Origin of the sequence: Paradevosia shaoguanensis (assembly GCF_016801025.1) — a bacterium.
Lineage (GTDB): Bacteria > Pseudomonadota > Alphaproteobacteria > Rhizobiales > Devosiaceae > Paradevosia > Paradevosia shaoguanensis.
On record NZ_CP068983.1, the window covers coordinates 2,836,519 to 2,862,840 of the forward strand.

Sequence of the window (26,322 nt, forward strand, 5' to 3'; positions counted from 1 at the left end):
CCACGTCATTTAACTATGACATGTGCCGAACCATGGAGGCCTGGGTGACGAAAGCTCCCTCGACGGCCCGGCAGGTTCCCTGCGAGCAATGCCCGCTGCGCCCCCTCCCGCATTTCCGCGAATTCACCGATCCCGAGCTCAAGTTCGTCTCGAGCTTCAAGACGGGCGAGCTGGTAGTCGAGCCGGGCGCCGCCATCCTCATCGAGGGTGCGCATAGCGCCCATCTCTTCACGCTCCTTTCCGGCTGGGCCTTCCGCTACAAGACGCTGGAGGACGGTCGCCGCCAGATCCTCAACTACCTGCTGCCCGGCGATCTTGTCGGCCTGCAGGGTTCGGTCCTGGGCGAAATGCAGCATTCGGTCGAGGCGCTGTCGCCCGCCGTTTTCTGCATCTTCCAGCGCAGCCGCCTGCCGCAGCTTTTCCGCCACCATCCCGGCCTCGGGTTCGACGTCACCTGGCTGGCCTCGCGCGAAGAGCGCATGCTCGACGAGAACCTCTTGAGCCTCGGCCGTCGCACCGCCATCGAGCGTGCCGCCTATCTCCTCGCCTTCATCCACGAGCGGGCGCGGGCGACCATGGCGCGCCAGACCGGGCGGCTTCTTATCCCCATCACCCAGCAGCATGTCGCCGATACGCTGGGTCTTTCGATCGTCCATACCAACAAGACACTGCGCAAGCTCGCCGCGGCCAGCCTCATCCGCTGGCATGACCGCGCCTGCGAAGTTCTCGACGTCGCAAAACTCAAGGAAATCGCCGGATGGTCGGGCCTGCCGGAAGGCACCCGGCCGCTGATCTGAGGGAGGGCCTGAAGTGCATTTCGTCGCCGTCCTCAACAAGAATGGCGGAACCTTCCGCACCACCGACATGGCCGCCTTCCGCCAGGAAGCCATCGCCGTTTTCGCCCGGCACGGCCACACCATCGATTGCCGCGTGGTGGCCGGCGGCGAAGTCACCGAGGCGCTCGAAGTCGCAGCCGACGAGGAGGGCGTCGATGTGCTGCTCGCCGGAGGTGGGGACGGCACCATCTCGACCGCCGCCGAAGTCGCCTTCCGCACCGGCAAGCCGCTCGCGGTGCTGCCCGCAGGCACCATGAACCTTTTCGCCCGCACGCTCGGCATTCCGCTCGCGCTGTCCGATGCCCTCGAAACCCTGGCCAGCGGCCAGTTCGGGCGCGCCGATATCGCCACCGCCAATGGCCGGCCCTTCGTCCACCAGTTCGGCGTCGGCGTTCATGCCCGGCTCGTGCGTATCCGCGACGGGCTCACCTATCACAGCCGTATCGGCAAGATGCTGGCCAGCGTGCGCGCCGTCGGCGCCACGATCCTGCGCCCGCCGCGTTTCGTCGCCGAGGTGCAGACCTCGCACGGCCTCGAAAAGTGGGAGGCCTCGGGCATCGAGATTTCCAACAATCCGGTCGGGGACTGGCACATTCCCTATGCCGATACCCATGATCGCGGCGTGCTGGGCGTCTATGTCGCCAAGCCGATGTCCGAATGGGCGCTAGCCAAGCTCATGGTCGCCGTGCTCTTCGGCCATTGGCGCACCCACCCGGACGTTTCCGAGCAGGAAGTACGCGAGGTCGTGCTGACCTTTCCCAGGCGCAAGCGCTCGGCGCAGGCCGTCATCGATGGCGAACTCATTCCGCTCGAGCCCAGGGTCGAGCTCAAGATCCATCCGGCGGCGCTGACCGTGGTCGTGCCCGTCGGCTCGCTAGAGCGAAGCGGGGCCCTGGTCGATGGCGGCCTCCCCCAATGACATCAGCGCGCGTTCGATGGAGCGCAGCTCTTCGCCGTCATCGGGGCGGTTGGGCTCCAGGCCCTCGGTGCCGCCGCGCTGCTTGGCGAGCGCATCCGCCTCGAGCTGGCGGAGCTTGGCCACCTTCTGCGCCTTGGGCAGCGATTGGTCCGAAAGGATCTGGTCTACGGCTTCCCTGACACCGGGTTCGGGCATGATGACTTCCCCTTCTTGATCGCCCGAGCTTAACCCCATGGGAGGATTCTGAAAATAATACGGAACCATGCCGGCGGTAATGCGTTTTGGCGCGTGTTTGGGGCACATAGAAGCATGGACTTGTGGTGACAACTGCCATCCGGTCGCTGCCTGGATCGGTCCGGCAGGCCGTCGAAAACGAAAACCGCCGCACTGCGCTCGCGGCGCTTTCGGTGTTGGAAACCGAAAACGATTCCGATCTCGATCGGTTGACCCGCCTCGCCGCCGGTGCGCTGGGCGAGGCTCAGGCATTTCTCGGCATTGTCGGCCCCGAGGGCCAGCAGATCCGCGCCGCCCATGGCCTTGACGTCTCCACCTGGACGCACGCCGCTGGCCTCACCTTTTCCGCCCACGCCATTGCCGAGCCGGGCGCGTCACTCGTCGTTCCGGATGCCGTACGCGACCAACGCTTCGCCTCCGACCCCATCGTCCTCGATCTTCCCTGCGTCCGTTCCTTCGTTGCCGTGCCCGTTCTCGTCCGTGGCCAGCGCGTCGGCGCGCTCTGCGTGCTCTCGCCCCGGCTCGGCCTTGCGCCCGGCGAAGCCCAGCTCAGTCAGCTCGGCGACATAGCCGCGCTCATCGGCTCCTGCTTCGAGCTCAAGCACGAGGCCCGCGTCAGCGCCCGTACGGCTGCCGCGCTTACCCGCGAGGAATGGCGCCACGCTCTCACGCTCGAAGCCGGGCAGGTCGGTAGCTGGGTCTGGGACCTGCGCAGCGACGAGGTCGTCATCAACGATATCATGCGCGCCATGTTCGGGCTCGAAGGCGAGCGGCATGTCACCGGCCAGGCCTTTCTCGACAAGATTCATCCCGACGATCGCGAGATGGTCGATGTCTCCATCCAGGGCGCGTTCGAGGAGGGGCAGGATTATCACGCCGAATTCCGTGTGCTGGGCACCGGGCGGTGGATCGTCGGCCGGGGCAGGGTCTATCAACGCGATGGCGCCGGTAAGCCGCTGGTGATGATGGGCATCCATCTTGACGTCACCGATACCCGCGAGGCCGCCGAGCACCAGCGCCTGCTGCTGCTCGAACTCAATCACCGGGTCAAGAACACGCTGGCCATGATCCAGTCGTTGGCTCGCCAGACCCTGCGGCAGAGCCCCGACCCCAAGGCCTTCATCGATGCCTTTTCCGGACGCCTGCGCGCGCTGTCGGATTCCCACGCGGTGCTTTCCGATCGCGACTGGGAGGGGGTGGCGCTTGCCGATCTGGTGCAGATGCAGGTGGGCGAGCAGTTCGATTTCGGCGAGCGCTTCCGTATTTCCGGCCCCGACATTTCGCTGCCGCCCGATCATGCGCTCGGGCTGGGCATCATCCTCAACGAGCTCGTCTCCAACGCCATCCGCTTCGGAGCACTGAGCGTTCCGGGCGGCCATGTCGCCGTCGAATGGGCGTTGCGGCCGGGTCGGCCGCGGCGGGTCGATCTCACCTGGCGCGAGAGTGGCGGCCCGCAGATCGCCGGCCCGGTCGAATACGGCCTGGGTGCCCGCCTCATCGAGCGGAGCCTCGCCAAGGTCCTCGACAGTACCGTCGACCTCCGCTTCCCGCCCGAAGGCGCGCAAGCCAGGATCTCCTTCCCGCTCCCCGACTGAGGGAGACCTTATCCCCTCCCATTCCGCCCGCGTTACCCTATCGACGCCGCCTCTCTGCGCGGCGCGTTTCGCACGTCAAAGGGGGATTGGCCAAAAGCACTCCAAATCGTCGCAAAACCCGGGAAAGATGCGCAAAGATTACCCGAAATTGAGTCAAAATTTAACGATTTGAGACCGGGTGGTTGCAGAAAAGATATTTAATATCAGATACTTGACGCTATTTTCGTCGTTCGAAACCAGGCAAAAAGTGCGATTTCCCCGTGAAACTGTTTCACGGACCCCTCCAAGCGGCTCGAATTCACCTGTCCCCCGAGGTTCCCGGCAAAAGGCCGGCACCCCGAAGATCCCTCCGCGCACACCAAATCACCCCTGGCCCCGGCCTTCGCCGGAGAGGAGCGGCTATGCGAGGCGTATGGGAAGAGGAGACTACTCCTCCCCCTCCGATCTTCCTTCGCGCCGCGAGAAGAAGATTACGGCGCCCAGCGCCGCCAGCGGGATGGCCACCCGGCGGATCGCCGGTGAGGACAGGGCCATCGGAATGGCCGTCAGCGCTGCGGTGGTGATGAGGCTGTTTGCCTCGCTCTGGCGGCGGCGTTCGGTCTCGCGCCGCTTGCGGCTGGCTTCGGCCGAGCGCGACCAGGCATAGATGATGAGCGCGATGAGGAGCGCCGCGCCGGCTATGGCGAGGGCGGCCCAGATCGGGCCGATCCAGAGGCTGAGGCCGAGATAGGCCGCCACCAGCCCGAAGGCCACGGCGATGAGGGCGAAGAAGCCGATGGCGCCGGCGATGATCGCCTGCGCCTTGGCACGCTCGACCAGCGCCTCGGCTTCGAGCCCGAACAGCGTTGCGAACTGCGCGAGTAGGTGCATGCGCTACTTCCGGGCGAGGAGCGCGAGGATGAAGCCGATGCCGACGGCGCTGGCCACGGCGGTCAGCGGGCGCTCGCGGATCGTGTCCTTGAGCTGGCGTTCGAATTCGCCGGCCTGGGCGGAGACGTCGTCCACCATGCGCTGGCCCTTGGCCACCATCTTGTCGGCCTCGCTCTTGGCCGCTTCGGTCGCGGTCGAGACCTTGTCGTTGCCCATGCGGGCAAGGGTGGCGGCGATGGCCTTGATGTCGTCCTGCAGGCGATTGACCATCTCTTCGAGATGTTCCTCGCGCTTGGCCAGGGCTGCGCTCTTGGCGGCGCCGTTGCTGGCGCTCGATTTACGGGTCGTGGTCGGGCGGCTGGGCGCGAGATCGCCGGTGCTGGCCATGGTGCTTTCTCCTTGGAAACGGTGCTGAGCGCAGAACGGGCGGGACCGGGAAAAGTTCCCCGGAAAGCAAGCCACCCCGGCCTTGGGGACCGGGGTGGGTGCGGGTTTCGGGGGGCGACCTAACCCGCAAGAACGCCACTGTTTCAGGGGGACTTCGAGGTGGCGCTCAAATCCGTCCCATCAGGAGCAGCACGAGGACCACCACGAGGATGACCCCGACTATGCCCGACGGATAGTAACCCCAGCCCCGGCTATATCCCCATGAGGGGAAGGCGCCGATCAGGATGAGGATCAGCAGGATTATGAGGATTGTACCCAGGCTCATTTCTGGGTCTCCGTCTCTGTTTCAGGAAAACGCCGCCAGCATGGTGGCCGTGGCGACGAGAATGGCAGCGGCGGGGATTATGGCCAGCAGCAATGAGATCAGCCGAGCATTCGCTTCGTCTGCGCGACGGGCGTAAGCCACGGCCTTCGACTGGCTTGAGTTGCGGTCGGACATCGTTTTGCCTCCTGGCGGCACCGCCGCCTCTGCCTTTCGAGCTATCGGCGCCATGATGCGCGCCTTGAGCAGACAACGGCGCGCGCAAGCCAATAGTTCCATGGCCGGATTAGCAAGCTCTCGTGATGGCGGGGGCGTGATGGTGGAGGTGCTTCCGCAGGGAGGCGCGGCAGGGAGCCAAGGCGGGCGCAGAAAGAGGCGCGGTTCCCACCGCTCCCCTCAACCCTCAACCCTCAATCTCAGATCTCAGACTTCAAACCTCAAACCTCACCCCACCACGGAACTTCCCCGGGCGAAGACCCGGGGCCTATTGCACCCCTCCACCCGAGTGGAGCCATCCGTGGGCCCCGGCTCTGCGGCCGGGGAAGATCGAGAGGGTGGGCGTACCGAGTGAGAGAACCAACCAGCGTCCCGCGAAGCAACACCAGCCATCCCCATCACTCGCCGGCTTCGCCCTCGTCCTTCTCCAGCCACGCCTCGATCTCTTCCAGGTCTGCGCAGAAATCGTATTGCCGGTTGCCGAAGACGATCGCGAAGGTTTCGTCGTCGCGTAGCATGTAGCCGCCATGCGCTTCGATCTTGGAATTGCGCTTCTGGGCGATGAGCAGGCTCAGCCCCCGGCGCTGGGCGATCCGGCGGATGCGTCGTTCGACGGCTGCTTGACTGTTTGCCCGGCTACCCATGTCCACTCCTGCTTCGTGTCTTGCTTCCATAGCGATTGCGGCGCGCAAAGCCAACGGCGCGATGAAGTCTGTCGAGAACTCGCCCCGCGCCCCTGACGTGATCGCGCGGGCTATTGAGGAAATGTCCGGGCTCGATCAGAGATGGTGCAGTTGTTGGGGGGATCGGCGCCATGCGTCGGCGAATGATGATTGCTGCCAGTGGCAGTGCGGCCCTGTTGCTGGGTATGGCCCGGGCTCAGGCGGATGACAGTCCGCGCGCGGTTCTCGAGGGCTACCTCGCCGCCTGGAACGCCCATGATGCAGACGCTGCGGCGAGCTATTTCGCCGAGGATGTCGTCTATTACGACGCCTCGGTCGGGCGCCCCATCCAGGGAAGGGCGCAGACCAAGGCCGCGGTCATCGACAATTTCCTCAATGCCGTACCGGACGCAGCCTGGATCATGAAGGACGAGCCGGCGACCGAAGGCGGCAAGGTGGTCTTCGAGTGGGAATTCTCGGGCACCAATACCGGCGCCTGGGCCGATGGCACGGCGGCCACCGGCAAGGCCTTCCGTTTCCTGGGCGCCTCGGTCGTCGAGGTCGAGAACGGCAAGATCAAGCTGCAGAGCGATTATTACGACGCCCTCGGTTTCTACAAGCAGCTCGGCCTGATGTAGCCGGGGGAGTGCCCCCGGCCGAAGGGACTACTCGGCCGCCTTGGCGGTGAGCACGGTCGCCGCTTCCGGCTCCATGGCGGAACCATCGGCATGCGCCTCGTCCAGCTCGCGCTGGAGGCGATGCTCTTCTTCCGCCTTGGGCTTGGAGAAGCGGGCGAGGAAGAGGTAGGCGACAGGCGTCAGGTAGAGCGTCGAGACGGCTGCCGGGCCAAGGCCGCCAATGATCACCCAGCCCAGGGCCGCGCGCGATTCCGCGCCGGCGCCGTGGGCGATGACCAGCGGCAGGCCGCCGAGCACGGTGGCGATCATCGTCATCAGCACCGGACGCAGGCGGATGTTGGACGCCTCTTCCACCGCCTCGCGTACCGAGAGGCCCCGGTCGCGCAACTGGTTGGCGAACTCGACGATGAGGATGCCGTTCTTGGCCATGATGCCCACCACGAGGATGAGGCCGATCTGGCTGTAGACGTTGAGCGTCCCGCCCGTCAGCAGCAGCGCGTAGACCGCGCAGGCGAGGCCGAATGGAACGGTGGCCATCACGATCACCGCCGACCACACGCTCTCGAACTGCGCCGCCAGCACCAGCAGGATCACGACGAGCGCGAAGCCGAAGGTGATGAGGAGGCCGTTGTTGGATTCGCCCAGCGTCCGCGCCTCGGCGAGCGGCAGGATGGTCGTGCCTTCCGGCAGCAGGGGCTGCGCGATGTCGCGGGCCATCGTGTAGGCGTCGCCCAGCGGCAGGCCGTCGAGGCTGGCCGTGATCGAGACCGCGCGCCGCTGCTGTTCGCGGCCGAGCGAGGGAGCGATCGGAGCTTCCTTGAGGGTGGCGATGGTCGAGATCGGCACGTAGCGGCCGTCGCTCGTCTTGATGAAGATCGATTCGAGATCACCCGGATCGTTGACCTTGTTGGTGGTCGACATCATCGTGACCGAATAGCTCTGGTCGTTGATGAAGACGTCGCCGACATTCGTGCCGTCGATCATGGCCTGCATGGTGGTGGCGAGGCCATTGATGTCGATGCCGAGCGCTGCCGCCTTCTCGCGGTCGATGGTGAGGGTCAGCTGTGGCTGGGTCGTGTCGTAGTTCGAGCTCACGCGGCCGAAGCGCGGGTCCTTCTGCAGTTCGGCCACGATCTTGTTGGCCGTGTCGGAGAGCTGGCCATAGTCGCTGCCGGCCACCGCGAACTGCAGGCCCGAGCCGCCGCCGCGGATGCCGAGGCTGTTGGGCGACATGGCGCGGGCGGTCACGCCCGGCACCTGCGTCAGCAGGCCGTTGATCTCGGTCATGATCTGCTGCTGGCTGCGATGGCGCTGATCCCACGGGGCCAGCGTCAGGGTCATGAAGCCGCTGCTGGTGTTCGAGCCGAAGCCCGAGATGGAAAAGATCGACTGGATCTCGCCGGAATCCCGGTAGGGCTGGAGCAGGTCTTCGATCTTGCGCATCTCGGTGCGGGTGAAGTCGAGGCTCACCGTATTGGGCGCCTGGATGCGGAGCATGATGGCCGAGCGGTCCTCGGTCGGCGTCAGTTCCTGCTTGAGCGTCCCGAAGACGAGATAGGCCGAGGCGGCAAAGAGCACGGCCACGACCAGCACGGGCAGCGGGTTGTTGAGGCAGAAGTGGAGCGTGCGCCGGTAGAAGCCGCCGAAGAGGTTGCCGATGAAGGAGAGCAGGCGGTGGAACCAGCCGGGCTGGCCCGTCTTGCCGTGCATGTCGTCGGCATGCTTGAGCATGCGCGAAGCCAGCATTGGCCCGAGCGAGAGCGCCACCACCGCCGAGAGGCCCACGGCCATGGCGAGGGTGAAGCCGAATTCGCGGAAGAGCCGCCCCGTCTGCCCGGGCAGGAACGAGAGGGGGATGAAGACCGCGGCGAGCGTGGCCGTCGTCGCGATGACGGCGAAGAACACTTCCTGCGTGCCGAGCACCGCGGCTGCGCGCGGACCTATACCCATGCCGCGTCGTCGGACGATGTTTTCGAGCACGACAATGGCGTCGTCCACCACGAGACCCGTCGCCAGCACGAGCGCGAGCAATGTGAGGATGTTGATCGAGAAGCCGGCGAGGTAGATGCCGGCCATGGCGCCGATCAGGGCCACCGGCATGGAGATGGCGGGCACGAGGGTCGCGCGCCAGTCCAGCAGGAACAGGAAGATGACGCCGACCACGACGACCACCGCGATGATCAGCGAGCGCTGAACTTCCTCGATGGCGCCGTTGATGAAGACGGAGTCGTCGCTCGAAATCTTGACGTTGACGCCCGGCGGCAGCGTCGGCTGCAAGGCGGCGACGGCGGCGTGGATGCCCTGCGAAATCTGGACGGTGTTGGATTGCGCCTGGCGGATGATGCCCAGGCCGATGCCCTGCTTGCCATCCGAGCGCAGCCCGCTGGCGGCCGAGCTCGGGCCGAAGACGACGGTGGCGACATCGCCCAGCCGGGTCTTGCCCTTGATGATGAGGTTCTCGAATTCCTGGGGCGTGTTGACGTCGGCGACGGCGCGCACGTTGATGTTCTGGTTGGCGCCGTTGATCGAGCCGGTCGGGGTATCGAAGGCGACGGTCGACAGCGCGCTGCGCACATCGGCCACCGTCAGGCCCAGGCTCGCCAGCTTCACCTGGTCGATATCAACCTGGAAGACGTTGTCCTGCGTGCCGTAGATCTGGACATCGGCCACGCCGGGCACGGCCGCGAGGCGTTCGGAGATGGTGTTGTCGACCAGGTCGGTCAGGTCGCCGATGCTCATCGTGTCCGAGGTCACGGCGAGCTGGATGATGGCGCTGGCGTTGGAATCCGCCTTGACGATGGTGGGCGCGTCCACGTTGTCCGGGAAGCGGTTGGTGATGCGCGAGAGCGCGTCGCGCACGTCGGACGTGGCGTTGTCGAGGTTGGTGCCGTCGGTGAAGCCGATGGAGACGCGCGAATTGCCGAAGGACGAGCTCGAGGAAATCGAGGCCACGCCCGGCACGCGGGCCACTGCGCCCTCGACCACGGAGGTGATCTCGCGGTCGACGGTTTCGGCGGCGGCGCCCGAATAGGAGGTCTGGATGGAAAGCTGCGGCTGCTCGACGCTGGGCAGTTCGCGCACTTCGACGCCGAAGAAGGCGGCGATGCCGGCGACCACGATCAGCGCGTTGATCACCACGGCCAGCACAGGGCGGCGCACGAAGAGCTGCGCCAGGACACCACCGCGTTCGTTCTGGGACTGGATCGACATGACGAGGCCCCGTTACTGCTGTGCCGCTGCTGCGGGCTGGCCGTTCCGCTGCTGGCGGCCCTGGCCCTCAGCGCCCTGGCCGTTATTGCCCTGGCCGGCGACGGCGTTCTGGCTGTCGCCGCCCTGACCCTGCGGGGTCTGGCCCAGCACGCGCACGGCCGCTCCGTCGGAAAGCTGTAGCACGCCTTCGGTTACCACTTGCTCGCCTTCCTTGACGTCGCCGGTAACAAGTACGCCATCGCTGTTGCGCTGGACGATCTGCACCAGGCCCTTGCCGACCTTGCCGTCGGCGAGCTTCCACACATAGGGACCCTGGGCCGACCATTGCACGGCCAGCGGGTCGACGCTGGCGAATTGCTCGCCGGGGAAGCCGAGCGTGACCGAATAGGACATGCCGGCGCGCATCGCCTTGTTGTCGTTAGGGATGAGCGCCTGCACCTGCAGGGTGCGGCTCGCCTGGTCGACGCGGTTGTCAATGGCGTTGACCTTGCCCTCGAAGTTCTGGCCGGGCAGGGCGGTGGCGCTGGCCTCGACCGGCATGCCGGCGGTGATCAGCGGCGCGAAGCGCTCGGGCACCCAGAAGGTGACGAGAAGCTGGCTGTCGTCCTCGATGGTGGTCACGGGGGTATTGGCGTTGAGATAGTTGCCCGGCGTCACCTGCATCAGGCCGACTGTGCCGGCGATCGGGGCGACGATCGAACGGCGATCCAGCGCCAGCTTGGCATTGCGGAAATCGAGCTCGGCCTGGTCGTTGGCAAGCTGCGCGGCGGTCAGCGCGGCGGCCGAAACCGAATTGGATTTCTGGAGCTCGGTGCTGCGCGCCAGCGCATCGGCGGCGTTCTTGGCGGCGAGCGAGGCCTTGTCGAAGGCGATCTGCTCGGCCTGCGCATCGAGATGGCCGATGACGTCACCGGACTTGACGCTGTCGCCCGGCGCCACAAGCAGCTCGGTCAGCGTGCCGCCCGAGGGCGAGGTCACCGTCACCGAATGGATGGCCGAGCCATCGCCGATGGCGGTGAGCTTGTTGTTGATGATGGCGGTGGTCACCGGCTTGGTCGCCACCGTGATGGCGCGCGCGCCGCCACCGCCGAAGCGCTGGCCGCCGCCGGCACCCTGGCCGCCTGCGCCCTGCTGGCCGCCCTGGCCGGCGCGCGGCTGTCCGCCCGCGCCTGCGGTCTGGCTGTCGGCCTGCTGGGTGGCGTCGCCGGGAAGGTTGATCCCGATCCGCGCCAGATTTTCACGCGCACCGGGCACGAAGAAAATGTAGCCGGCAACCGCCAGGACCACGACAACAATGGTGATGAGCAGTTGCTTGAGCAAGCTGGTATTCCTCGTTCCTGGAGGCCCCGTTTACAGCGGCCGTCTGGCGGGCGCCTTCGGGCCACCCGCGATTTACTCGAATGGTAGAAAAAGTAGCAGCGCCACAAGGCGCTGCACGTTAAATCGCGGTAAGCTGTGTTAAAGCCCGGGCGTTGGCCTACTTTTCGACCGGGGTCGAAGCGTCCCCGCCCCATTCCGTCCACGAGCCGTCATAGACCGAAACGTCCTTGGCGCCTGCCACTTCCAGTGCCAAAGCCAGGGTCGAGGCGGTGATGCCCGAGCCGCACGAGGTAGTGATCGGCTGCGACAGTTCGACGCCGCGTTCGGCAAAGAGCGCCTGGAGGTTCGCGGCCGGCTTGAGGAGGCCATTTTCGGTGAGCAGGCCCACCGGCACATTGCCGCTGCCGGGGATATGCCCCGAGCGAATCCCGGCCCGTGGCTCCGGCTCCGTCCCCGCAAACCGCCCGGCGGGGCGGGCATCCAGGACCTTCCGGGCCCTGGTTTCGAGGTTGTCGCGCATCTGGGCAATCGAGCGCACATTTTCAGGATGGAAGTGCGGCGTGAAAACGCGCGGCTCGATCTTCGGCTCGCCACTTTCCAGCGGCCGGCCCTCGGCGCGCCACTTCGCGCCGCCGCCTTCGAGGATTCTTACATCCCGCGCACCCATGGTGCGGAACGTCCACAAGGCCCGCGGGGCAGAGAACAGGCCGCTTTCGTCGTAGACCACGATGGTCTGGTCGCTGCCGATCCCAAGCGCTCCGACCATGCGCGCAAAATCCTCCGGCGTCGGCAGCATGTGCGGCAGGTCGGTGGTCTTGTCGGCTACACCATCGATATCGAAGAACACCGCCCCAGGCAGATGGCTCTGGAGGAACTCCCCGGCCGGATCGCGCTTGGCCGCCGGCATGTACCAGCTCGCATCGACCAGCGCGATCGAGGGCGAATGGAGGTTGGCGGCAAGCCATTCGGTAGTGACGAAGGGGGCAGGGGACATACGGGGAGACTCCAATGGTGGAGCGAGGATAGGGGCGCGGAGGGGAGATGCAAGGGGCCGGATGGAGTACTTGGCTCTCCCCCCTCCCAGCCTCCCCCGCAAGGGGGGAGGTGCTAACCGTGGTCGTGGGACGGGTCGTTCACCAGAAACTGGATCGAAACACCTCCCCCCTTGCGGGGGAGGCTGGGAGGGGGGAGCTACGCACACCATGCTCACCGCACTCCCACAGCGCCCGCCGTCCTAATTCAACAGCAGCACATCGCTCGAATTGATCGAGACCCTCACCCGCTCGTTGAGTGCAGGCAGCGGCGTTCTCTGGTCGTTGAACGTATCGAGGTTCACCGAATTGCGGCCCAGGTCCACCCGCAGCCGGATCACCGAGCCGAGGAAGTTTACCTCCGACACGGTGCCTTCGAGTTCGATATCCTGCCCGTTCGGCTTGCCCAGGCTCACCGCCTCGGGCCGCAGGGTCAGCGAGATCGGGGTGTTGGTGGCGATGTCGGCCGGCAGCGTGGCCAGAACCGCGTCCTGCCCGTCGATCGAGATCCGCCGCGAAGGCGCATCGGTCACCGTGGCCTCGATGGTGTTGAGCGTGCCGACGAACTGGGCCACGAACCGGGTCTGCGGCCGGTTGTAGATTTCGAACGGGGCGCCGACCTGTTCGACGTGCCCGGCATTCATCACCACGATGCGGTCCGAGATCGAAAGCGCTTCTTCCTGGTCGTGGGTCACGAACACGGTCGTTATGCCGAGGTCGCGCTGGATGGCGCGGATTTCCTGGCGGAGCGAGACGCGGATCTTGGCGTCGAGCGCCGAGAGCGGTTCGTCGAGCAGCAGCATGCGCGGACGCGGCGCGAGCGCTCGGGCGAGTGCCACGCGCTGCTGCTGGCCGCCCGAAAGCTCGAAGGGGTAGCGCTTGTTGTAGCCGGCGAGGCCGATGAGCTTGAGCATCTCCTCGACACGTGCCGATCGCTCTTCCTTGCCGACGCCGGCGACCTTGAGCCCGAAGGCGACGTTGTCGGCGACGTTCATGTTGGGGAAGAGCGCATAGGCCTGGAACACCATGCCGATCTTGCGCTGGTTCGGGTTGAGGTCGGTAATGTCCTTGCCGTCGACGATGATGCGGCCCGTGGTCGGGCGTTCGAAGCCGGCGATCATGCGCAGGATCGTGGTCTTGCCGCAGCCGGACGGACCGAGGAGCGAGATGAACTCGCCCTTGGCGAAGGCGAGGTCGACGCCGTGGATCACGGTGTTCTCGCCGAATTTCTTGACGATGCTGTCGATCTGGAGGAACGGCTCGGCCATCAATCGGTCCTGGCGGCTGTCTTGGGGGCAAAGCGGGCGAGCAGCTGGATCATGCCCATCGCGCCCCAGGTGAAAACGAAGGAGATGATCGCCAGGGCCGCCGGCTCGAAGGCGCGGTTGGCGCCCACGTTCTGCAGGTAGGGGCCGAAGGCCGGGCGGTTGAGGAGGCTGGCAATGGTGAACTCGCCCATGACGATGGCGAGCGTCAGGAAGGCGCCGGAGAGCACCGCCACGATGATGTTGGGGAAGATCACCCGCGTAATGATCGTCCACTGGTTGGCGCCGAGGATATTGGCGGCTTCGGTCAGCGTCTGCACGTCGATGGTGCGCAGGCCCGTATCGACGGCGCGATACATATAGGGCAGCGCCAACGCCACATAGCCGAAGGTCAGGAGGATATCGGTGCCAAGGCCGCTGCTGGTCAGCGGCAGCCAGCTCGATGAATTGTAGAGCTTGATATAGCCGAAGACGAGAATGATCGCCGGGATGATGAGCGGCAGGAGCGTGACGAACTCGATGATCGGGCGCAGCGCCGGCAGCCGCAGGCGGACGAGATAAGCGGCGGGCACGACGATGAAGATGCCGACCAGGATCGCAGCCAGACCGACGAAGAGCGAATAGAGGAATGTCGCCTGGAAGCGGCCGTCCGAGAAGACGTTGATATAGGCGTCGAACGTGTAGCCCTCGCGGCGTATGCGCAGCGAGAACTCGAAGGTCGCCAGCAGCGGCACGAGGAAATAGGCGGCGCCCAGGGCGAAGATCACCCAGGCCCAAAGTCTGCCGCGCGGCTTCATTTGAGCCACCTTTCGGCACGCGTCCGCACCACGAGATAAAGGACGTTAGCCACAGCCGTCACCACGATCATGCCGAGCGCCAGCGCCGCACCGAGGCCGGGATTGTGCAGCACGTCGCCACGGATCTGCGCATAGAGCAGGATCGGCACGATGTTGAGTGAGGAGCCGGTCAGCGCATAGGCTGTGGCGATGGCGCCGAAGGCATTGGCGAAGAGCAGCGAGAGTGTGCCGAGGAGGTTGGGCCAGAGCACCGGCAGGCCGACATAGCGCCAGAACTGCCAGGGCGTGGCGCCAAGGGTTGCGGCTGCCTCACCCCATTCCTTCTTCAGCCCATCGATTGCCGGAGCGATGATGAGGATCATCAGCGGGATCTGGAAGTAGAGATAGGTGATGGTGAGGCCCCAGAAACTGAGGATATTGAAGCCCGCCCGATAGATATCGATGCCCACCAGCTTGAGCACGATGGTGACAAGGCCGAGTCGCCCGAGTGTGGCGAGGAAGGCGAAAGCCAGCGGGATGCCGGCGAAGTTGGAGGCGACGCCCGAGAAGGTCAGCACCGCCGAGCGAATACCTTCGGGCAGGCGTCCGCGGATCAGCGCCAGGGCGATGATAAGGCCGATGAGGGCGCCGAGCGCGGCCGAAGCAGCGGAGACGCGGATCGATATCCAGAACGAGGCAATGATCTGGGGCGTGCCCAGATCGATTATGTTCTGGAAGGTGAAGTTGCCGGCGTCATCGACGAAGGCGGCGCCGACGAGGAACAGGGTCGGCGCGAAAAGGAACATCACTGCGAAAAGCAGGAAAGGCACGACCCCGAGCAGTTCGGTCAGCCGCATGCCGGCGAAGACGCTCAAGGGGTTGCGCGAAGTGGCCGCAACCGGCCCGGATTTCTCCGGGCCGGCGCGGTTGGCGATAGTGCCGGAAGCGTCCGTATTACTGGACATTGGCCCCTACGACAGAATCCCAATCCTTGGTGATGATCGCCTTGGCGGCGTTCTGGTCGTCCACGGTCGGGAACACGGCCTTGGCATAGGCTTCGGCCGGCGGAAGCGCGGCGAGCAGCTCCTGCGGGACCTTGCCGTTCTGGGCCAGGTCGTTGAAGCGGATCGGGTGGCAATAGCCCTTGAGCCAGCCGAGCTGACCTTCGTCCGAATAGAGGTATTCCATCCAGAGCTTGGCGGCATTGGGGTGCGGTGCGAAGGCCGAGATGGCCTGGACGTAGACACCGGCGAGCACGGCATCGGACGGCACGATCACTTCGGCCTTGGGATTACCGGCAAAGCCATCGCGCCAGGCGAGGGCGTTGTAGTCCCAGGCGATCACGATCGGGGTGGTGCCCTGGGCGAGCGAAGCGGCCTTGCCGATCACGGGCACGAAATTGCCCTTGCTCTGCACGTCGCCGAAGAACTTGAGGCCGAGATTGGCGGCGTCTTCAGCGGTCTTGGCGCCATTGGCGAGGCCGGCGGCGTAGACGCTCTGGATGGCCTGGGCGGAAGCGCGCGGATCGCCGGCGAGGGCAACCTGGTTGGCGTAGTCGGCACCGGTGAGCTCGGCCCACGAGGTCGGGGCCTTGGCGACGAGGTCGCTGTTCACGAGGAAGGCCATCACGCCGTAATAGTCGCCGTACCAGTAGCCGTCGGCGTCCTTGGCGTCAGCCGGGATCGAGTCCCAGGTCGAAACCTTGTAGGGCTGGATCAGGCCGTCGGCCTTGGCCGAGGGGCCGAACGGCAGGCCGACGTCGATCACGTCCGGAGCGCCTTCGCCCTTGTTGTCCTTGTTTGCCTTGATGGCTTCGATTTCGTCGGCCGAACCGGCGTCGGGGTTCAGCTCGTTGACGGTGATACCGGGGTACTTGGCCTTGAAACCATCGATGACGGCGCCATAACCGCACCAGTCGTGCGGCAGGGCGATGACGGTGAGCTGGCCTTCACCCTTTGCAGCTTCGTAAAGCGCATTGAGGTCGGTCTGAGCGAATGACGGGGCAGCCGAAGCGATGAGCGCTACGACCGATACCGACACGACACACGCTTTCTGGAAAGTCATCCTGCGTCTCCATGTTGTTATGTCTTGGTGACTTATTGTCAGTGTCGCCAAAGGACCGCGGCTGCTTACGTTTGCCTCATGACACTCGCGTGACAGTTTTCCGACGATGGCGTAAAGCGCCGCCAATACCCCAAAGGGTAGTCGCTACGGGGACTTGCGCGTGCTCTTGCTGCTGGCCGGTTCCGGGCTCCCTCCCACACCGTGCGGCTGATTAAGCACTGAATGTGACAGTTCGTCCAGCGGGTGCGCATCGGGTGACAATTGCATGAACGGGCTCGCGATGTTCATCGCGGGAGAGCCCTGGACTGGATTGCCGAACCATATCGAGCGAGCGACGTTGACCGCCGGTGGTTGTGTTGCCGGTTCGACAGTTGCGGCGACAACAGTGTTTTCGCGTTCGACGCCCACTTGCGCCGCGTCTGCTAATCGCTGTAGACCTTGCAAATCAATTTCCCAAAGCGCTTTGGAAGCGGCGCGGGCGGAAAAGCGAAAACAGCCATCTGCCAATGTCGCGCGGCTCGAGAGGAGGGGTCGTCGCGAGCCGGAAATCCACCTACCTCTGGAGACTTTCGATGCCGATCCGCACGCTCGTTTGGGGCGAGAACGTCCACGAACAGAAAAACCAGGTTGTCGCGGACAACTATCCGAATGGAATGCACAACGCGATCGCCAAGCTGCTTTCGTCCGATGCCAACATCACCACGTCGACCGCCACGCTCCAGGAGCCCGAGCATGGGCTGACCGAGGACAAGCTGGCCAATACCGACGTCCTCATCTGGTGGGGCCACGCCGCCCATGGCGAGGTCAAGGACGAGATCGTCGAGCGCGTCGCCAAGCGCGTCTGGGAAGGCATGGGCTTGATTGTCCTGCATTCCGGGCACTTCTCGAAGATCTTCAAGCGCCTGATGGGGTCGCCCTGTGCGCTTTCCTGGCGCGAGGCCGGCGAGCGCGAGCGGCTGTGGGTCGTCAATCCCGGCCACCCGATCGCCAAGGGCCTGCCGCAATATTTCGAGCTCGAAAACGAAGAGATGTATGGCGAGCCGTTCTCGGTTCCCGAGCCGCTGGAGACGGTGTTCGTTTCCTGGTTCCAGGGTGGCGAAGTCTTCCGCTCGGGCATCACCTATCGTCGCGGCGCCGGCAATATCTTCTATTTCCGTCCCGGTCACGAGACCTATCCGACCTATCACGATGCGACGGTCGGCCAGGTGCTGCGCAATGCGGTAAACTGGGCCTACAACCCAAACCGCTTTGAGTGGATCACGGACGCTCCGAACCGCCCGGTAGAGGAGGCGATCGAGAAGATCGAGGAGCGCGGTCCCAAGCTCCATCACGGTCGCGGCCGCCAGGAGGGCATGCGCTAAATGCGTCTTCTCATTCTCGGCACCGGCGGCATGGCCAACCAGCATGCCAAGCACTTTGCCGCCATCGACGGCGTCACCCTGGTGGGTGGCGTCGACGTCGATCCCAAGCGCGTCGAGGCATTCAATGCCGCTCACAACATCCCCAATGCCTTCCCGTCGCTCGATGCGGCGCTGGCCTGGGGCGAGTTCGATGCGGTGGCCAACGTGACGCCTGACGCGATCCACCATCCCACCTCAATGGCGGCGATTGCGGCAGGCAAGCACGTCTTCTGCGAAAAGCCGCTGGCAACCGACTATGCCAAGGCCATGGAAATGACCGAAGCGGCCGAGAAGGCCGGCGTGGTCAACATGGTCAACCTCACCTATCGCAACGTCGCGCAATTGCAGCGCGCGCGGCAGATCGTGCAGTCGGGCGAGATCGGCAAGGTCAAGCACGTCGAGGCAAGCTACCTGCAGAGCTGGCTGGTCTCGAAGGCCTGGGGCGACTGGCGCACTGAAAGCCAGTGGTTGTGGCGTCTCTCCAAGAAGCATGGCTCGAACGGCACGCTGGGCGATATCGGCATCCACATCCTCGACTTCGCCGTCTACGGTGCGGGCAGCGATATCGATCACGTCTTCTGCCGCCTCAAGACCTTCGACAAGGCGCCGGGCAACAAGATCGGGGAATACGATCTCGACGCCAATGACAGCTTCGCCATGACGCTCGAACTCGAGAATGGCGCGCTGGGCGTGGTGCATGCGACGCGCTGGGCGACCGGCCATTTCAACGAGCTGCGCCTGCGCGTCTATGGCGAAAAGGGTGGCGTCGAAGTGCAGCACCGGCACGACTGGAGCAAGCTCCTTGTCTGCTCGGGTGAGGATGCCGAGACGGGGGTGTGGAAGGAAGTCGAAGTCGAGCCGGTAGAGACCAATTACCAGCGCTTCGCCAAGGCGGTGAAGCAGGGCAAGACCATGGAGCCCAGCTTCCGCCACGCGGCGAACATCCAGAAGGTGCTCGACACCGCGGTCATCACCGAACAGGACCGGCACGAACACAGCGTGTGATCGTCGCAAGGTTCAGGGGCAGGGGGCTCGCCGTGAGGCGGGCCCTTTTCGTTTGGGGGAGAGGATGGGGAGTGGTGAGCCCATTGCAACCATCTCCTTGTTTCCCCAATTATTCCCGGGACCAAACAGGGAGCGTCACATGGGAATTATCTGGGCCATCATCATCGGCTTCATTGCAGGCATCATTGCCAAGCTTCTGACTGGCGGCGGCACGGAGCCGCGGGGCTTCATCCTCACCACGGTGCTGGGCATTGTCGGCGGCGTGGTCGGCACGTGGCTGGGACAGGTCGTCGGGCTTTACGGGCCCGGTGAAAGCGGCGGGTTCATCGCCGCTATCGTCGGTGCCATTGTGATCCTGCTGATCTGGCGCGCCTTCGTGCGCAGTACGGCACGCTGAACGTGCGGCTCCCCGGTCCGATGCCGGGGAGTTGCCTATTTGTAGAAGCCTTCCCGCAGGTTGATGCCGTGCTCAAGCCACACCTTCATGGCGCAGAGCATGCCGGTCCAGCCTTCGCAATTGCCGTAGGAAGCCTTGAGGCCCTTCGGCGTTTCCTTCCAGCCTTCTTCCGTGATCTGCACCAGCGTACGCCCGTCATCGAGCGGCTCGAAGGTCATGGTCACGGTGTTGTCGTGCGTGGCAGCGGTTTCGCCCTCCGGGGCGTCATCGGCTGAGCCCCAGTGCAGCACGATCTTCCTGTTCGGCACGACCTCGACCACGTGAACGGGAAACGCGCCGGGGAAGTCGGAGAAGTCCCACGTGACGGTTGCGCCGGTCTCCAGCCGCCCCTTGGCGCCGCCGGTCGTGAAGAAGTGCGAGAGGTGGTCGGGATTGGCCACCGCCTCGAAGACGTCGTTCACCGGCCTGGCGATGCGGCCGGCCACGTTGAATTTCAGATCCATCCTTCGTCTCCTCTGTCCATGGCGCGGATGGCTATGTCCGCTCTTTTCCCTTGCCTTCTCCAACCATATGTTATAAATCTATAACATGTCAAATGACGCAGAAAATGACAGGATTTTCAAGGCGCTGAGCAACTTCCGGCGGCGAAATATCCTCGACGCGCTCAAGGACCATCCGCAGACGACGGGGGCGCTTTGCGACGCCTTCCCCGATCTCGACCGATGCACGGTGATGCAGCATCTCAACGTGCTGGAGGAGGCCGATCTCATCATCGTCAAACGCGAGGGGCGGGAGCGCTGGAACTATCTCAACCCCATGCCGATCAAAGAGATTTTCGATCGGTGGATCGGACAATATGCGGGGCCGACAGTCGACCGACTGTCGCGGCTCAAGGGGCAGCTCGAAGGGTAGGAGCCATGGCCCCGGTCACCCTCGGGGGCTGGCAAGTGGCGGCGATTCAGCTATCGTCCCCCGGTTTTTCGGGGGATTTGTTCCATGCGCACTGCTTTGATTGTTTATGGCGGCTGGGAGGGTCACGATCCGGAGGAATGTGCAGCGCTCTACCGTCGCTGGCTGCACGAGGATGGGTTCAGCGTCCGCGTCGAGACCGAGACCAAGGCCTTTGCCGACCCGGCCATTCACGACCTTTCGCTCATCATTCCGATCTACACCATGTCGCGGATCGCCAAGGACGAAGTCGAGAACCTCACCAAGGCCGTCGAGGGCGGCGTCGGGCTTGCCGGCCACCATGGCGGCATGAGCGATGCCTTCCGCGATGCGGTCGAATACCAGTTCATGGTCGGCGGCCAGTGGGTCGCCCATCCGGGCAACATCATCGACTTCACGGTCGACATCACGCGCTCCGACGACCCGATCATGGCCGGCATCAAGACGCCGATGGCCTATCGCAGCGAGCAATATTACATGCATGTCGATCCTTCCAACGAGGTGCTGGCGACGACCACGTTCAGTGGCGAGCATGCCTGGTGGATCAAGGATGTCGTCATGCCGGTGGTGTGGAAGCGTCACCATGGCAAGGGCAGGGTGTTCCACTCGACGCTGGGCCATTCGGTCAAGGAATTCACCGACTTCCCGGATATGGCGACCATCGTCCGCCGCGGCGTCAACTGGGCGGCGCGCGAGGAGTGAGCCTCGCTCACACGTGACTTGAAACTTCGCCGTGAAAGGCGCCGTTACTCTCCGGCAAAAGGAGGGCGATATGGCTGTAGAAACCGCCGACACCGAGAGCCGGGCGCCATCAGCCGGGAAAGGCCCGCTGGTCTATCGCCAGCCGCTGCTGACCCGGATCACGCACTGGACCTGGGCGCTGGCGCTGTTTTTCATGCTGCTCTCGGGGCTGCAGATTTTCAACGCGCATCCGGCGCTCTATGTCGGCCAGGAATCCGGCTTTGAATACGATAATTCGGTGCTGGCCATGTATGCGGCCAACTCGGATAACGGGCCGATAGGGCAGACGCGCGTCTTCGGGCAGACGCTCAATACGACGGGGCTCTTCGGCATGAGCGGGCCGGCCGATCAGCCGCAGTTCCGCGGTTTTCCGAGTTGGGCGACCATTCCCTCCTACCAGGACCTGGCAACGGGTAGGGTGGTGCACTTCTTTTTCGGCTGGGTGCTGGTGGCGGCACTGTTCCTCTGGTTCCTCTCCAGCCTCGTCAATGGCCATATCCGGCGCGACGTGCTGCCGGGGCCCGAGGATATCAAGGCGCTACCGGGTGAGGTCGCCGATCATGCGCGGCTGCGGTTCAGGCATGGTCGGCGCTACAATGCGTTGCAGAAGCTCAGCTATAGCGTCGTGTTCTTCATTCTCCTCCCGCTCATCATCGCCACCGGACTGACGATGAGCCCGGGAATGGATGCGGCTTTTCCATGGTTGCTCGACCTCTTCGGTGGCCGGCAGACAGCGCGTACCATCCATTTCTCGATGATGGTGCTGCTGGTGCTGTTCTTTGTCGTCCACATCATCATGGTTTTCGCGGCCGGGCCCATCAACGAGCTGCGCTCGATGATCACCGGGTGGTATCGCACCAGCCCCGATACGCCGCGCCAGCAAGGAGACCGGCCATGAGCAAGCTGCTGGTTTCCCGCCGCCGGTTCCTGGGGCTGGGAGCTGTGGGGGCGTCCTCGCTGGTTCTGGCCGGTTGCGATCAGTTCGATTTCCTCGGTGATCGCAGCAACCGGGTGCGCGACGTGCTCGCACAGGCGAACGATCTCACCTATCGCGTGCAGCGTGCGCTGGTTGGGAACGATGTGCTTGCGCGCGAATATTCGGAAAGCGAAATCCGGCAGGGGCAGCGGCCCAACGGGTCGCGGGACCCCGATACGCCGGAATATCTAGCGCTCAAGGCCAATGACTTCGCCGACTATCGGCTCAAGATCACGGGGCTCGTCGAGAACCCGGCCAGCTATTCGCTCGCCGAGTTGCGCAACATGCCTGCCCGCACCCAGATCACGCGCCATGATTGCGTCGAAGGATGGAGCTGCATCGCCAAATGGACCGGCACGCAACTCGGCCCGTTGCTCGATGCTGCGAAGATCAAGCCGACGGCACGGTTCATCGTCTTCCACTGCTACGACAATATGGGGACGGGGCTTACCGCGCCCGAGCTTTACTACGAGAGCTGCGATCTGGTGGATGGCTATCATCCGCAGACCATTCTCGCCTATGGCCTTAACGGGCAGACGTTGCCCATTGCCAACGGCGCACCGGTACGCGTGCGGGTCGAGCGGGCGCTCGGCTACAAGCAGCCGAAATACGTGCACACGATCGAGCTGGTCGACAGTTTCTCGCAGTTCGGCAGGGGCAAGGGCGGGTATTGGGAGGATTATGGGTACGATTGGTACGGCGGGATTTAAGGTATTCCTGCCGATCAAGGTGGCAACGCCACCCTAAGGGGTAAGGAGATTTGCCGGCCGAAGCAGGGCCTATTTCTCGGCTTTGCATGGCTCCCCTGCGTGCCTAGTTGGCGGAAACGCCTTGCTTTTCTGCGTGCTTTCCCCCATCTACCCATCATCGTCACCGGCGCATGCTTTGATTGAGCGCCTTAAGTCGTGACGGACTTCTCTTCTTATCGATCGATGCGGTGAGCGGCGAAGTCAGGTCCTGGGCCCATGTCCCGGGACAATGAACGGCCGTCGCGGGAATGAGCCCGCCGCTGCATCCTTGGCTCCGCCGCCCCGCTCGGGACGGCGGCGTGTGCGCTGTGTAATTGGCGCCAACCGAAAGACAATTCGCTTTGACAGCAACTTTTGAATCCCTCGGCCTTCCGGGCCCGCTGCTCGCCTCGCTGGCGAAAGCCGGGTTTGAAACCCCGACGAAGATCCAGGCCGAGGCCATTCCCCATCAGCTCGCGGGCAAGGATATCCTTGGCATCGCCCAGACCGGTTCGGGCAAGACCGCCGCGTTCGGCCTGCCGATCCTCGCTGCCCTCCAGGCCCTGCCGGGTCGGCCCCGTCCGATGACGGCGCGCGCCGTCATCCTCGTGCCGACCCGCGAACTCGCGGTGCAGATCGATGAAGCGCTGCGCAAGATGGCCGGCCCTTCCATGCGCCTCACCACCGTGCTCGTTCTCGGTGGCGTCTCCCGCTACAACCAGGTGCAGAAGCTCGCCAAGGGCGTGGATATCTGCATTGCCACGCCCGGCCGCATGAAGGACCTGGTCGATGACGACAAGATCTGGCTCAGCGAGACGCGCTGGCTGATCCTCGACGAGGCCGATCGCATGCTCGACATGGGCTTTATCGGCCCGGTCAAGGAGATTGCCTCCAAGATCAGCTGGAAGCGCCAGACGGCGCTGTTCTCGGCCACCATGGCGCCGGAAATCTCCAAGCTCGCCGAAGGCCTGCTGCGCGAGCCTGTTCGCGTCGAGGCCACACCCCAGGGTACGACCGTTGCCGAGATCGAGCAGCGCGTGATCATGGCCGGCTCCAAGGCCAAGCGTACCGAACTCAACGCCCTCCTCGCCGATGCGGCGCTGGAACGCGTGATCGTTTTCGCACGCACCAAGCATGGTGCCGATCGCGTCGCCAAGAACCTGGAGATCGATGGTTTCGAGGCGGCTGCCATCCATGGCAACAAGAGCCAGAATGCCCGCCAGGCGGCCCTCAAGGGCTTCTCCTCGGGCAATGTGCGTATCCTCGTCGCCACCGATATCGCGGCGCGCGGCATCGATGTGCCGGGTATTACCCACGTCATCAATTATGACCTGCCGGACGATGCCGAGAACTACGTGCACCGTATCGGCCGCACGGGCCGCAATGGCGCCTCGGGTACGGCCATCACGCTTTGCGACGGTACCGAGAAGGGCAAGCTGCGCGAGATCGAGAAGCTGATCCGCAAGTCGTTGCCGGTTTCGGGCGATCTTACCATCGTCGAAGTCGATCCGCCCAAGCGCGCCAAGGGTAATAATGGCCGCAAGCCGGTCCGCAATGCCAATGCCGGCGCGCCGCGTGCGCGCAAGCCCGCGCACGGCAAGACGCTGGCCGGTTTCGGCGATGGCGTTGCGCACCAGGAGGCGGCGCCGCATCGCTCCCACACGGCCAAGAAACCGCGCCAGGACAGCGAAGCCCCCCGCCAGCGCAACGGCAAGCCCGCTGGGGCCAAGGCCGGCAAGCCGCGCTGGAACAAGAACCAGAAAGATGCCGGTCGCGCGCGACGCGCCCAGGCCTGACAAGCAAAAAGGCAGCCTCCGGGCTGCCTTTTCTTTTTCTAGCCTTTGACACCGGGCACCAGCGAACGCGAGCCGCCCGAGCCTCCGGGCGGTGGCGGTGGGCCGCCCATCCCGCGGCTGGCGCCGCCTGAACCGGCATTTGGATCGACGCCGATGATCATGGCGACGAGATAGGCATCCGCCAGTTCCTTGACATAGGCAAAGGAGGCGCGTGTCGCCTGCGCGGCAATGCCATCGGTGCTGTTGATGGTATCCCGCTCTTCCTTGCGATCGGAATAGGGCGCGACGTTCAGGTAGACGAATTCGCTCAGCGCATCCGGGAAGAAGAGCTGTCCGGTAAGCGCGTTGGTTTCGTCAAGAAACACCTTGAAGTGGATATGCGTCGTGCGACCGCGATACCAGCCGGGATAGACGGTGGTGAATTCGGCAACGCCGTTCTCACCTGTCATCTGTGTGCCGCGCATGAAGGTCTGGCCCGTCGTGTCGATGCCACCGGGCTGGTTGGCGTAGCCCGAATAGATGCCGGTGGCGTCTGCGTGCCAGATATCCACGCGCGCGCCGGCCATCGGCTTGCACTGGGCGTCCACTACCTGGAGGCGCACCTGGGTTCTGACGCCGGGACGGCCCTCGGTCACATCCTGCCGCTCGAGCGCGGGGTCGAAATAGTAGGGGCCTTCGGTGACTTCGGGCGTGATGACGCAGACATCGGCGCCCGGCAGCAGGCCGGCGGTGTCGGCATTGGTGCCGGCTTCCTGAGTGAAGGCCTGGCGGGGGATGAGCGTGCCGCCGGCTGCAGTGACGGCGATAAGGGAGAGGGCGCCGCGTCGGCTCAGTCGAGCGGGCGAATGATCGTCGCTTGGCATGGTCGGCTCCTTGTTGGTCGCTCCAATGGGTAGCTCAAGCCGGCCGGTATTGGGCGTTACAAATAGGTGAGGCTCGACAGCTTCCGGTAAGCACAAACGCATAAACGCGCGCCCCGGCTTTCCTGAACGGCAGCTAAACGGGGTGTTGCGGCGTTGTTCAACTCAAGCCGCCGACAATAGGCGGCATCAAGAAGCCAGGCGCTCAAGGCCGGGCCGCTACAGGGACAACGAAGATGTTGAAGGTACTTTTGACCGTTCTGTTCGTTGGGGTGATGGCAACCCTTACTTTCGCAGCCTCGAACGCGCCGACGCCCGAGGCCATCATGCTGGAGACACTGCAGTGAGGGACCGGTCTTCCGTCGTGCAGATGGTGCTGACCGTGGCCTTCGCGGCCCTCATGTTCGTGCTGGTCTTCGCTGCTGCCAATACCGAAGTGCCCGGGCCATTCTCAGGCGTGCTGACGCCGCAGACGACCCAGGCCCGATGACCGGTCAGGCGAGGGGAATACCCTTGTCGCCCTTGTCCTGCTGGTAGGTCGCGGAGAGGTCGGCGTAGAGCGCGCCGATATCGTCCATGCGCGACAGCAGAGCCTCGCGGTTGCCGCGATCGAGCGTGGCGATCATCCGGGCGATCGAGTGGCTGGTCCAGAAGGCGTTGCTGGCATTGTAGAGCGGCGCATCGAGCGGCGTGCCGGGGGGCACGAATACTTCCTTGAGGATGCGGATATCGTGCGGGATGGCGAAGCTGTCCCGGCTGTCTTCATGGCTGAAGAGAAAATAGAAATTGTCGTAGCCCGCCCAGGTAATGGCCGAGAGGCAGAGCGAGCAGGGCTCGTGCGTGGCGAGGAAGATGCAATCCTTGGGGTCGGGCAGGGTGGCGCGGTTGAGCTCGTAGAGCTTCTTTATGGCGTGCATTTCCCCGTGCCAGAGCGGGTTCTCCGTCTCGTTGTTGGTTTCCGCCACGACCACTGACAGGTCAGATTTCCGCAGGATGGCGGCGCCGAAGATCTTGTTCCCCTTGCGCACGCCTTCGCGGGTCTTGGGCGCGATGTCGTTCTCGATGACGTCAAAGAGGCGGGAGATGAAGGCAGCGGTTTCCATTGCGGCTCCAAGGTTTGCTGCCG

General features: G+C 64.5%; 29 protein-coding genes. 13 read left to right on the plus strand and 16 right to left on the minus strand.

The window, feature by feature from the left end:
- The first annotated feature begins 32 nt into the window (after positions 1-32).
- Both JNE37_RS13470 and JNE37_RS13475 read left to right on the plus strand, forming a co-directional pair.
- Entirely contained in the window at positions 33-797 is a 765-nt protein-coding gene (locus JNE37_RS13470; protein WP_035028665.1) for a Crp/Fnr family transcriptional regulator, read from the plus strand.
- A gap of 13 nt (positions 798-810) precedes the next feature.
- Positions 811-1,755 carry a diacylglycerol/lipid kinase family protein gene (locus JNE37_RS13475; RefSeq protein ID WP_203063259.1) on the plus strand — a complete coding sequence of 315 codons (945 nt, stop codon included), beginning with the start codon at positions 811-813 and terminating at the stop codon, positions 1,753-1,755.
- On the opposite strand, the gene JNE37_RS13480 is transcribed toward JNE37_RS13475, so the two are convergent.
- Entirely contained in the window at positions 1,711-1,950 is a 240-nt protein-coding gene (locus JNE37_RS13480) for a hypothetical protein (RefSeq protein ID WP_203063261.1), read from the minus strand. The two genes, JNE37_RS13475 and JNE37_RS13480, sit on opposite strands and share 45 nt — an antisense overlap.
- 125 nt (positions 1,951-2,075) lie before the next feature.
- On the opposite strand from JNE37_RS13480, the gene JNE37_RS13485 reads away from it, so the two are divergent.
- Positions 2,076-3,584 (plus strand): sensor histidine kinase, encoded by a 1,509-nt coding sequence (locus tag JNE37_RS13485; RefSeq protein ID WP_203063264.1) that lies wholly within the window; start codon positions 2,076-2,078, stop codon positions 3,582-3,584.
- 426 nt (positions 3,585-4,010) lie between these two features.
- On the opposite strand, the gene JNE37_RS13490 is transcribed toward JNE37_RS13485, so the two are convergent.
- The 5 genes from JNE37_RS13490 to JNE37_RS13510 all read right to left on the minus strand — a co-directional run bounded on the left by JNE37_RS13490 (position 4,011) and on the right by JNE37_RS13510 (position 6,023).
- Positions 4,011-4,454: a phage holin family protein gene (locus JNE37_RS13490; RefSeq protein ID WP_052152277.1), complete on the minus strand. Its 444-nt coding sequence runs from the start codon at positions 4,452-4,454 to the stop codon at positions 4,011-4,013.
- Between the two features lie 3 nt (positions 4,455-4,457).
- Positions 4,458-4,841, minus strand: a complete 384-nt coding sequence (locus tag JNE37_RS13495) for an ElaB/YgaM/YqjD family protein (protein WP_052014945.1) — start codon at positions 4,839-4,841, stop codon at positions 4,458-4,460.
- A gap of 166 nt (positions 4,842-5,007) precedes the next feature.
- The gene (locus tag JNE37_RS13500) at positions 5,008-5,166 is read right to left on the minus strand and encodes a DUF3309 family protein (RefSeq protein WP_081840360.1); all 159 of its coding nucleotides are present in this window, start codon (positions 5,164-5,166) and stop codon (positions 5,008-5,010) included.
- A gap of 21 nt (positions 5,167-5,187) precedes the next feature.
- Positions 5,188-5,340, minus strand: coding sequence for a hypothetical protein (locus tag JNE37_RS13505; protein WP_156046262.1), 153 nt, complete (start codon positions 5,338-5,340; stop codon positions 5,188-5,190).
- Between the two features lie 437 nt (positions 5,341-5,777).
- On the minus strand, positions 5,778-6,023 hold the full coding sequence (locus JNE37_RS13510) for a hypothetical protein (protein ID WP_182399547.1): 246 nt from the start codon (positions 6,021-6,023) through the stop codon (positions 5,778-5,780).
- 182 nt (positions 6,024-6,205) lie between these two features.
- Between JNE37_RS13510 and JNE37_RS13515 the strand changes: the two genes are divergently transcribed.
- Positions 6,206-6,679 (plus strand): ester cyclase, encoded by a 474-nt coding sequence (locus JNE37_RS13515; RefSeq protein ID WP_246513263.1) that lies wholly within the window; start codon positions 6,206-6,208, stop codon positions 6,677-6,679.
- A 27-nt stretch (positions 6,680-6,706) separates the two neighbouring features.
- Here the strand turns inward: JNE37_RS13515 and JNE37_RS13520 are convergent, their stop codons facing one another.
- From JNE37_RS13520 to JNE37_RS13550, 7 genes are all read right to left on the minus strand, one after another.
- Positions 6,707-9,889, minus strand: a complete 3,183-nt coding sequence (locus JNE37_RS13520; RefSeq protein WP_052014944.1) for an efflux RND transporter permease subunit — start codon at positions 9,887-9,889, stop codon at positions 6,707-6,709.
- Positions 9,890-9,901: 12 nt separating this feature from the next.
- A complete protein-coding gene (locus JNE37_RS13525; RefSeq protein WP_203063266.1) occupies positions 9,902-11,209 on the minus strand; it encodes an efflux RND transporter periplasmic adaptor subunit in 1,308 nt (435 codons plus the stop codon).
- 157 nt (positions 11,210-11,366) lie between these two features.
- On the minus strand, positions 11,367-12,203 hold the full coding sequence (sseA, locus tag JNE37_RS13530) for a 3-mercaptopyruvate sulfurtransferase (RefSeq protein ID WP_203063268.1): 837 nt from the start codon (positions 12,201-12,203) through the stop codon (positions 11,367-11,369).
- A gap of 240 nt (positions 12,204-12,443) precedes the next feature.
- Entirely contained in the window at positions 12,444-13,508 is a 1,065-nt protein-coding gene (locus JNE37_RS13535; RefSeq protein ID WP_203063270.1) for an ABC transporter ATP-binding protein, read from the minus strand.
- Complete coding sequence (locus JNE37_RS13540; protein ID WP_035028643.1) at positions 13,508-14,302, minus strand: ABC transporter permease; 795 nt, start codon at positions 14,300-14,302, stop codon at positions 13,508-13,510. Before JNE37_RS13540 ends, JNE37_RS13535 begins: the two co-directional genes overlap by 1 nt.
- Positions 14,299-15,138 carry an ABC transporter permease gene (locus tag JNE37_RS13545; RefSeq protein ID WP_081899667.1) on the minus strand — a complete coding sequence of 280 codons (840 nt, stop codon included), beginning with the start codon at positions 15,136-15,138 and terminating at the stop codon, positions 14,299-14,301. The genes JNE37_RS13540 and JNE37_RS13545 overlap by 4 nt, the downstream gene beginning before the upstream one ends.
- Before the next feature lie 97 nt (positions 15,139-15,235).
- Complete coding sequence (locus JNE37_RS13550) at positions 15,236-16,345, minus strand: ABC transporter substrate-binding protein (RefSeq protein ID WP_035028641.1); 1,110 nt, start codon at positions 16,343-16,345, stop codon at positions 15,236-15,238.
- Positions 16,346-16,917: 572 nt separating this feature from the next.
- On the opposite strand from JNE37_RS13550, the gene JNE37_RS13555 reads away from it, so the two are divergent.
- The 3 genes from JNE37_RS13555 to JNE37_RS13565 all read left to right on the plus strand — a co-directional run bounded on the left by JNE37_RS13555 (position 16,918) and on the right by JNE37_RS13565 (position 19,147).
- Positions 16,918-17,706 carry a ThuA domain-containing protein gene (locus JNE37_RS13555; RefSeq protein WP_035092270.1) on the plus strand — a complete coding sequence of 263 codons (789 nt, stop codon included), beginning with the start codon at positions 16,918-16,920 and terminating at the stop codon, positions 17,704-17,706.
- Positions 17,707-18,750: a Gfo/Idh/MocA family protein gene (locus tag JNE37_RS13560; RefSeq protein ID WP_035028637.1), complete on the plus strand. Its 1,044-nt coding sequence runs from the start codon at positions 17,707-17,709 to the stop codon at positions 18,748-18,750.
- 139 nt (positions 18,751-18,889) lie between these two features.
- Positions 18,890-19,147 carry a GlsB/YeaQ/YmgE family stress response membrane protein gene (locus JNE37_RS13565; protein WP_035028634.1) on the plus strand — a complete coding sequence of 86 codons (258 nt, stop codon included), beginning with the start codon at positions 18,890-18,892 and terminating at the stop codon, positions 19,145-19,147.
- Between the two features lie 35 nt (positions 19,148-19,182).
- On the opposite strand, the gene JNE37_RS13570 is transcribed toward JNE37_RS13565, so the two are convergent.
- A complete protein-coding gene (locus JNE37_RS13570; protein WP_203063272.1) occupies positions 19,183-19,650 on the minus strand; it encodes an SRPBCC family protein in 468 nt (155 codons plus the stop codon).
- Positions 19,651-19,735: 85 nt separating this feature from the next.
- On the opposite strand from JNE37_RS13570, the gene JNE37_RS13575 reads away from it, so the two are divergent.
- The 5 genes from JNE37_RS13575 to JNE37_RS13595 all read left to right on the plus strand — a co-directional run bounded on the left by JNE37_RS13575 (position 19,736) and on the right by JNE37_RS13595 (position 24,336).
- Positions 19,736-20,059, plus strand: coding sequence for an ArsR/SmtB family transcription factor (locus JNE37_RS13575; RefSeq protein ID WP_203063274.1), 324 nt, complete (start codon positions 19,736-19,738; stop codon positions 20,057-20,059).
- A gap of 84 nt (positions 20,060-20,143) precedes the next feature.
- Entirely contained in the window at positions 20,144-20,797 is a 654-nt protein-coding gene (locus JNE37_RS13580) for a ThuA domain-containing protein (RefSeq protein WP_035028627.1), read from the plus strand.
- 70 nt (positions 20,798-20,867) lie between these two features.
- Positions 20,868-21,734: a cytochrome b/b6 domain-containing protein gene (locus tag JNE37_RS13585; RefSeq protein WP_203063276.1), complete on the plus strand. Its 867-nt coding sequence runs from the start codon at positions 20,868-20,870 to the stop codon at positions 21,732-21,734.
- On the plus strand, positions 21,731-22,522 hold the full coding sequence (locus tag JNE37_RS13590) for a molybdopterin-binding protein (RefSeq protein WP_203063278.1): 792 nt from the start codon (positions 21,731-21,733) through the stop codon (positions 22,520-22,522). The genes JNE37_RS13585 and JNE37_RS13590 overlap by 4 nt, the downstream gene beginning before the upstream one ends.
- A gap of 380 nt (positions 22,523-22,902) precedes the next feature.
- A complete protein-coding gene (locus JNE37_RS13595) occupies positions 22,903-24,336 on the plus strand; it encodes a DEAD/DEAH box helicase (RefSeq protein ID WP_246513264.1) in 1,434 nt (477 codons plus the stop codon).
- Between the two features lie 38 nt (positions 24,337-24,374).
- Here JNE37_RS13595 and JNE37_RS13600 read toward each other — a convergent pair whose 3' ends face one another.
- Positions 24,375-25,199, minus strand: coding sequence for an intradiol ring-cleavage dioxygenase (locus JNE37_RS13600; protein ID WP_203063282.1), 825 nt, complete (start codon positions 25,197-25,199; stop codon positions 24,375-24,377).
- Between the two features lie 340 nt (positions 25,200-25,539).
- Between JNE37_RS13600 and JNE37_RS13605 the strand changes: the two genes are divergently transcribed.
- The gene (locus JNE37_RS13605; protein WP_156046261.1) at positions 25,540-25,686 is read left to right on the plus strand and encodes a hypothetical protein; all 147 of its coding nucleotides are present in this window, start codon (positions 25,540-25,542) and stop codon (positions 25,684-25,686) included.
- 4 nt (positions 25,687-25,690) lie between these two features.
- Here the strand turns inward: JNE37_RS13605 and JNE37_RS13610 are convergent, their stop codons facing one another.
- Positions 25,691-26,299 carry a nucleoside deaminase gene (locus tag JNE37_RS13610; protein ID WP_203063284.1) on the minus strand — a complete coding sequence of 203 codons (609 nt, stop codon included), beginning with the start codon at positions 26,297-26,299 and terminating at the stop codon, positions 25,691-25,693.
- Positions 26,300-26,322 lie beyond the last annotated feature (23 nt).

What these genes read in the sequence shown, in the direction of transcription:
- JNE37_RS13470 (WP_035028665.1), top strand. Translation starts at nt 33, where the DNA reads ATGGAGGCCTGGGTGACGAAAGCTCCCTCGACGGCCCGGCAGGTTCCC.
- JNE37_RS13480 (WP_203063261.1), bottom strand. Translation starts at nt 1,950, where the DNA reads ATGCCCGAACCCGGTGTCAGGGAAGCCGTAGACCAGATCCTTTCGGAC.
- JNE37_RS13490 (WP_052152277.1), bottom strand. Translation starts at nt 4,454, where the DNA reads ATGCACCTACTCGCGCAGTTCGCAACGCTGTTCGGGCTCGAAGCCGAG.
- JNE37_RS13495 (WP_052014945.1), bottom strand. Translation starts at nt 4,841, where the DNA reads ATGGCCAGCACCGGCGATCTCGCGCCCAGCCGCCCGACCACGACCCGT.
- JNE37_RS13500 (WP_081840360.1), bottom strand. Translation starts at nt 5,166, where the DNA reads ATGAGCCTGGGTACAATCCTCATAATCCTGCTGATCCTCATCCTGATC.
- JNE37_RS13505 (WP_156046262.1), bottom strand. Translation starts at nt 5,340, where the DNA reads ATGTCCGACCGCAACTCAAGCCAGTCGAAGGCCGTGGCTTACGCCCGT.
- JNE37_RS13510 (WP_182399547.1), bottom strand. Translation starts at nt 6,023, where the DNA reads ATGGGTAGCCGGGCAAACAGTCAAGCAGCCGTCGAACGACGCATCCGC.
- JNE37_RS13515 (WP_246513263.1), top strand. Translation starts at nt 6,206, where the DNA reads ATGATGATTGCTGCCAGTGGCAGTGCGGCCCTGTTGCTGGGTATGGCC.
- JNE37_RS13520 (WP_052014944.1), bottom strand. Translation starts at nt 9,889, where the DNA reads ATGTCGATCCAGTCCCAGAACGAACGCGGTGGTGTCCTGGCGCAGCTC.
- sseA (WP_203063268.1), bottom strand. Translation starts at nt 12,203, where the DNA reads ATGTCCCCTGCCCCCTTCGTCACTACCGAATGGCTTGCCGCCAACCTC.
- JNE37_RS13535 (WP_203063270.1), bottom strand. Translation starts at nt 13,508, where the DNA reads ATGGCCGAGCCGTTCCTCCAGATCGACAGCATCGTCAAGAAATTCGGC.
- JNE37_RS13540 (WP_035028643.1), bottom strand. Translation starts at nt 14,302, where the DNA reads ATGAAGCCGCGCGGCAGACTTTGGGCCTGGGTGATCTTCGCCCTGGGC.
- JNE37_RS13545 (WP_081899667.1), bottom strand. Translation starts at nt 15,138, where the DNA reads ATGCGGCTGACCGAACTGCTCGGGGTCGTGCCTTTCCTGCTTTTCGCA.
- JNE37_RS13550 (WP_035028641.1), bottom strand. Translation starts at nt 16,345, where the DNA reads ATGACTTTCCAGAAAGCGTGTGTCGTGTCGGTATCGGTCGTAGCGCTC.
- JNE37_RS13555 (WP_035092270.1), top strand. Translation starts at nt 16,918, where the DNA reads ATGCCGATCCGCACGCTCGTTTGGGGCGAGAACGTCCACGAACAGAAA.
- JNE37_RS13560 (WP_035028637.1), top strand. Translation starts at nt 17,707, where the DNA reads ATGCGTCTTCTCATTCTCGGCACCGGCGGCATGGCCAACCAGCATGCC.
- JNE37_RS13565 (WP_035028634.1), top strand. Translation starts at nt 18,890, where the DNA reads ATGGGAATTATCTGGGCCATCATCATCGGCTTCATTGCAGGCATCATT.
- JNE37_RS13570 (WP_203063272.1), bottom strand. Translation starts at nt 19,650, where the DNA reads ATGGATCTGAAATTCAACGTGGCCGGCCGCATCGCCAGGCCGGTGAAC.
- JNE37_RS13575 (WP_203063274.1), top strand. Translation starts at nt 19,736, where the DNA reads ATGTCAAATGACGCAGAAAATGACAGGATTTTCAAGGCGCTGAGCAAC.
- JNE37_RS13580 (WP_035028627.1), top strand. Translation starts at nt 20,144, where the DNA reads ATGCGCACTGCTTTGATTGTTTATGGCGGCTGGGAGGGTCACGATCCG.
- JNE37_RS13585 (WP_203063276.1), top strand. Translation starts at nt 20,868, where the DNA reads ATGGCTGTAGAAACCGCCGACACCGAGAGCCGGGCGCCATCAGCCGGG.
- JNE37_RS13590 (WP_203063278.1), top strand. Translation starts at nt 21,731, where the DNA reads ATGAGCAAGCTGCTGGTTTCCCGCCGCCGGTTCCTGGGGCTGGGAGCT.
- JNE37_RS13600 (WP_203063282.1), bottom strand. Translation starts at nt 25,199, where the DNA reads ATGCCAAGCGACGATCATTCGCCCGCTCGACTGAGCCGACGCGGCGCC.
- JNE37_RS13610 (WP_203063284.1), bottom strand. Translation starts at nt 26,299, where the DNA reads ATGGAAACCGCTGCCTTCATCTCCCGCCTCTTTGACGTCATCGAGAAC.